Origin of the sequence: Streptococcus cristatus (assembly GCF_963529205.1) — a bacterium.
Classification (GTDB): Bacteria; Bacillota; Bacilli; order Lactobacillales; family Streptococcaceae; genus Streptococcus; species Streptococcus cristatus_O.
The window spans coordinates 1-5,156 of record NZ_CAURYF010000057.1 but is presented as its reverse complement, the minus strand read 5'-3'; the positions used below and the strand labels follow the sequence as shown (position 1 = coordinate 5,156).

General features: G+C 42.3%; 6 protein-coding genes. All 6 read right to left on the bottom strand.

The annotated features are described in order from the left end of the window. Positions 1-340, bottom strand: a 340-nt coding sequence (locus RWS39_RS09090; protein ID WP_314482767.1) for a ribosomal RNA small subunit methyltransferase A, incomplete at its 3' end; no start/stop codon positions are given. A 20-nt stretch (positions 341-360) separates the two neighbouring features. Then, complete coding sequence (locus RWS39_RS09085) at positions 361-1,215, bottom strand: SDR family NAD(P)-dependent oxidoreductase (RefSeq protein WP_125387280.1); 855 nt, start codon at positions 1,213-1,215, stop codon at positions 361-363. A gap of 11 nt (positions 1,216-1,226) precedes the next feature. Beyond that, positions 1,227-1,823, bottom strand: a complete 597-nt coding sequence (gene rnmV / locus RWS39_RS09080) for a ribonuclease M5 (protein WP_125387279.1) — start codon at positions 1,821-1,823, stop codon at positions 1,227-1,229. After that, the gene (locus RWS39_RS09075; RefSeq protein ID WP_125387278.1) at positions 1,789-2,559 is read right to left on the bottom strand and encodes a TatD family hydrolase; all 771 of its coding nucleotides are present in this window, start codon (positions 2,557-2,559) and stop codon (positions 1,789-1,791) included. The genes rnmV and RWS39_RS09075 overlap by 35 nt, the downstream gene beginning before the upstream one ends. A 102-nt stretch (positions 2,560-2,661) precedes the next feature. Next, positions 2,662-3,894, bottom strand: coding sequence for an MFS transporter (locus RWS39_RS09070; protein ID WP_125387277.1), 1,233 nt, complete (start codon positions 3,892-3,894; stop codon positions 2,662-2,664). A gap of 133 nt (positions 3,895-4,027) precedes the next feature. After that, complete coding sequence (locus RWS39_RS09065; protein WP_125387276.1) at positions 4,028-5,065, bottom strand: ArsR/SmtB family transcription factor; 1,038 nt, start codon at positions 5,063-5,065, stop codon at positions 4,028-4,030. Positions 5,066-5,156: the final 91 nt, after the last annotated feature.

The following is a 5,156-nucleotide window of genomic DNA, read 5'->3' as shown; positions in this document are numbered from 1 at the left end:
TAAACTCTGCTATGTACTGAGCCAGATCAACCTTGAGAATATCCTGATTGACCACGGTCACATTGTCAAAATCGCGCAGAGTATCCGCCAAAATCGGAACCAGTCGATCATCAATCTCAAAGGCCATTACCTCGGCGGCACTTTCCGCCAAAAATTCTGTCAAAGCCCCAATACCAGGACCAATTTCAATGACATTGACATTTTTATCAATCTCGGCTGTATCCACAATCTTCTGGAGGATGTTGGTATCCGTCAGGAAATTCTGACCGAAGGATTTTTTAAAAGTGAAACCGTGACGCTCCAGAATGGCACGGGTCACACTATAATCTGCAATTCTCATTTTCTCTCTTTTCTAATTCGTTATTCGTTATCTTTTAAGGAGGTCATTTGCTCTAGCAAGGTGTAGAGTTTTTTCTGTTCTTCTTCCTCGTAAGCAAATGCATTAGCCTTAACTTCTCTACATTTCTCGTCATACAAAAAGCCCTCATAGCCATCTTCTGTAGATAAGGCTGTATAGACTTTCGCCATTTCTTCAGGACTAATCGAAAATCTCGACTTAATTTTATACAGATTTTTCATAAAAGCGCTGAGGTGATCATAGCGGCGCATATCTACTTTGACATTGGTTACACGGATTGCTTGAATTTTGATGCCTTTCCACTGTTTCCGCATATAAAGTGACAGCATCAACAAGGCCAGCTTATTCTGATAATAAGTCTTGGCAGGACTGTAATGTTTTTGACCGGATAAATTTTCAAAATCAAGCTTCATGAAAGGATAAAGCACCAGTCCTTGGGAAGAAATATTAATAATCCGACCATTCTCAGACTTTTCCAACAAGCCTCTCAACAAAGCAGAAAGTAAAAAGGGAGCAACCACATTGGTCGCAAATTGTTTTTCCAATCCGTCTTTGGTAAGAATAGCCTTCTTGACCGATAAGTCAAAATCGGCCGCATTGTTAATGAAAACATCTAAAGTCGCTTCTTTTTGGATATACTGTTCTACCGCTTTCTTGACACTTTTCATCTCAGATAAATCAACCAAGATATAATCTACATGCGGATTTTCTGTTTGTTGACGGATTTTCTCACAGGCTTGCTCAGCAGCTTCTTTTCTCCGGCAAAATAGGGTCACTGACCACTCTTTTTCAGCTAACTGTCTAGCAGCCTGGTAGCCAATACCACTATTGCCGCCTGTAATAATTACTTTTTTCATTTCTGACTCCGTTAGACTGAATACTTAAGCATGGCTTCTTCCACTTCTGCCAAGGTTACTCCAAACAGTTCCAAGCGTTTGAGTAGCTGTTTGCCATTGGAGTAGCCAATACGAAGCTCTTCCCCCAGATACTCTCGGCGCTGACGGCTGTCGCTTCCTAGGAGCAATCCCAGCCGCATGAGGTCATTCTTCGTCACATCAAAATCACTGCTTGACTCAAAATGGCTGGTTACCCCAGCGAGGGCTGTCTTTAAGTCTTCAAAGCTAGCATGCTCAATGCCTAACGAGCGCCCTTTGGTCTTGGACTTAGGAGCTGCTTCGTCACGCTTGAGGAAGGCATGTTGGACAGTGGGAATTTCCGTCATAATCAGACGGCGAATCCGCTCGCCATTGAAGTCGGGATCTGTAAAAACAATGACTCCATGTAAGTCCTGCAAGCGACGAATCCGTTCAATATCCGCATCGCCAATGGCAGAACCTCTCGTTTCATAAGTCTCAACATCAAAATAGCGCTTGAGATTAGCTGTGTCATCACGCCCTTCCACAACGACCACTTGGGGGATTTTTATCTTTTCAGTCAAGTCCAAACACCTTCTTTGCATTGGCATAGGTTGCTTTCGCCACTTCTTCGACCGTCAGCCCACGAAGTTCAGCAATTTTCTCCACAACATAGCGGGTATAGGCTGTTTTGTTTTCTCGGCCGCGTTTGGGAACAGGTGCTAGGTAAGGCGCATCCGTCTCGACGAGAATTTTATCCAAAGGCAAGTTCTGCGCAGCCTCCTGAATATCCGTCGCTTTTTTAAAGGTGACGACTCCAGAAAAGGAAATCATCATCCCCAGCTCGATAAAGCGCTCAGCCATTTCCAAAGAACCTGAATAAGAGTGCATGATACCGCCCCGAGGGCCTACACCCTCACTCTTGATAATCTCATAGGTGTCTTCTAAAGCGTCGCGCGTGTGGACGACAAAAGGCAGGTCTAACTCTTTCGACAGCTGGATTTGTCGGCGAAATGCTCGCTCTTGCACTTCCTTAGGCGCTGTCATCCAGTGATAGTCCAGCCCAATCTCGCCCAGAGCCACCACTTTTGGATGACCAAGCTTGTCCAGCAGATAGGCTTCCACAGCCTCATCATAAGTCCCAGCCTCAGTCGGATGCCAGCCAATCGTAGCGTAAATCTGCTCATAACTATCGGCCAACTCCAAGGCGCGCTCAATGGTCGGCCGGTCAAAACCGACAACATTCATATTGCTAACGCCCATTTCTGCAGCCAACTGAAGCTCTTCTGCCTCTCGACCAGCAAATTCTTCCACATTTAAATGCGTGTGTGTATCAAAAATTTCCATGCTTTACTTCCTTGTATTTCCTGCCTTTCATTATACCAAAAATGACCTAAAAATGCAGAAGTCACTCTATCCAAAGTAGAAAAATGAGAAAATTATTATTCGTCAACTATCCGTATCCAAATCTCCCATCGGAATAATGAGCCAGACAGACAATAACAGCATTAATACAAGTGGAGGAAGAATGTAGTCAATCCCCATACTACTAGCAAGGGCTATCAAGAGCATAGATAAAATACTTGGAACGGTCATGCTAAATAGGTTAATGGCTGACTGGATGGCTCCCATGGACTCTTCTGGTATCAGGCTGAAGACAGATTTTTGCAATCTAGGACTCAGCAGACCTACCACAACGGCACAAACAAAGGTCGCTATCAAGACAAGTAAAAAATTCTGCAAGAAAAAACCACAAAGGATAAAGCCTTCAAACAATTGGCTAGCATACATAACAAGCTTGGTCGACAGTTTTTTCAGTAAACTGCCACTCAACATATTCCCTAAAATCAACCCAGCAGAACTGAAAACAATCAGCAAGGCAAGGGACTGGCCTACCTGCATGTTCCAAAAAGTTTTTTTGAGCAATAGCAGAGTCGCTACTGGCGTCAGGATATTTAGAATAACTTGACCCAAAGATGAAATCAAGAGCAGTCTCACAATGTCTTTCAAGTCCAGCAAGACTTTCAGAGAAGCTAACAGGTGTTTCCAATAATTTTCTTTAGTTAACTCCTTGTCATGGCCGAGGGTCGGCTCTAAGTCATGCAGATGCTTACTAATCTGTCGAAAGCCCAAGTAGGCCAGCACAAAAGTCAAGGTATTTAGGCCGGCCAAAGCTCCGATGCTCATCCAAGTAATGAGAAAACCACCAGCCAGATTGCCCAAGATATGAACCAGACTCATACTAGCCTGTCGAAAGCCCATAGCAGAGGTCATATCCTGCTCAATCACCTTTATGTAGACGGGTGTCAGCATGGCACCTGAAAAATAACTCAGACTATCCGACAGAAAATTTATCAAGCAAATCACAAGCAGAATCAAGAAAGAAAAATCTTGCCCAAACAGCAAAAGCGTCACCAAACTATATAGTAGGATCTTGCTAAATTGTATGAGTAGGTATTTCTGGGTACGGTTCTTTTGAAAATCTGCCGCAACTCCAGTAAAAACTTGAATAAACTGGGGCAAGGTTTCAGAAAGCGAAATGATGAAAACCGCAAGTGGAGCAAAGGAATAGGCAGAAACATAGTTCATCAAGGCTAAATAAAATACAATATCGCCAAAACCTGAAATCCATTGATTGATGAGCAACTGACGGAAATTTCTGTTTTTTAGAAAGATATTCATAAAGCAACTCCTTTATTTTTGTTAGAGTTTTATTTAACAAAAATAATAGCAATTTATTAAACAGTTGTCAACAATTGGTTAGACAATTGCTTTACAAAAATAAAAACCTAGGATAAATCTAGGTTTTCTTCAGCTATTTCAAGTCCTGATTGAACTTCTCTATAATTTTTTGAATCAGTTTTTTATTGACCGTGTATTTCACAGAATCGTCATCCATCACAAGCTCCAGCAAGCCAGAGTTTAGCAACTTCTGCGTATGGAAAGAGATAGAAGCTCTTGTGAGGCCTAGCTTTTTCGCAATATCTTTATTCTTGGCATGTGGCTGAATCAGCTCAATCAAGACTTTATAGCGAGTTTCATCTCCAAGAGTTTTCAGTGTCAGAGCGAGTGTTTCGTCATCAAGCTCCGATCCTGTCTGTGACACCTGGGAACTTCTCGTCGAAACGACCAAGAAATAAGAGCTAAAATCAGGAATTTTTTCAAAAAAGAAATCTATAAATACAGGTGACAAGACAAAGACATGTGTTTCATTTGCAAGTAACTTATCTTTCAGCGCTTCATCATCAAACATGTCAGATAGGCTAAAATCTTTTTCAAAAACCAAGACTTCCTGCTCAAATCGCTCATAAATCGGCTGATAAAGTTTGAAGACTTCTTCCAGTAAAGAAACTAGCCGATTCCGCAGCTGCTCTGGATGCTGAATGGCTTGATACCAGTACCATTTATTCTCTGGAGACTTGTCACTAGCCTCTAGAAAAGCCAACAAATCTTCCTGACTTCTGTTGGCAACCCTTCCAACAGAAAGCTTGAGTTCTAGGCAATAAAGAATTTGATCTGTGTCTAAAGCTCTCAAACACTCCAGTAATTCCTCTAAATTGCTTGGATCTTCCCCTTTTTCCAATAAATAGAGATAAAGGAGCGGAGCCAGCCCTACCGTAGCTTCTTCAAATAAACCAACAGCAACCAGCTCGCTTTTCAGAGGGAGTAAAGCCTGATAAAGCTGATCATAATAGGGCTGCACATCAAGCAACAGCTCCTTTTGATCCTGCCGCAAATCCTTCCACATATACTTATCTTCCCTTGAAACGATAGCAGGTGCCATGAGAAATTCATATATTTTACTACGGTAATGAAGATTTTTTAGACCCACGGACTCTTTCCTTTCTTGCATTATTCTCTCGATCTCCGATCAGCAAAGCCAGACTACTCCTGCCTTTCATTATACCAAAAAAGTCAGTTAAAGGGGCAAGAGCTTTACTTTC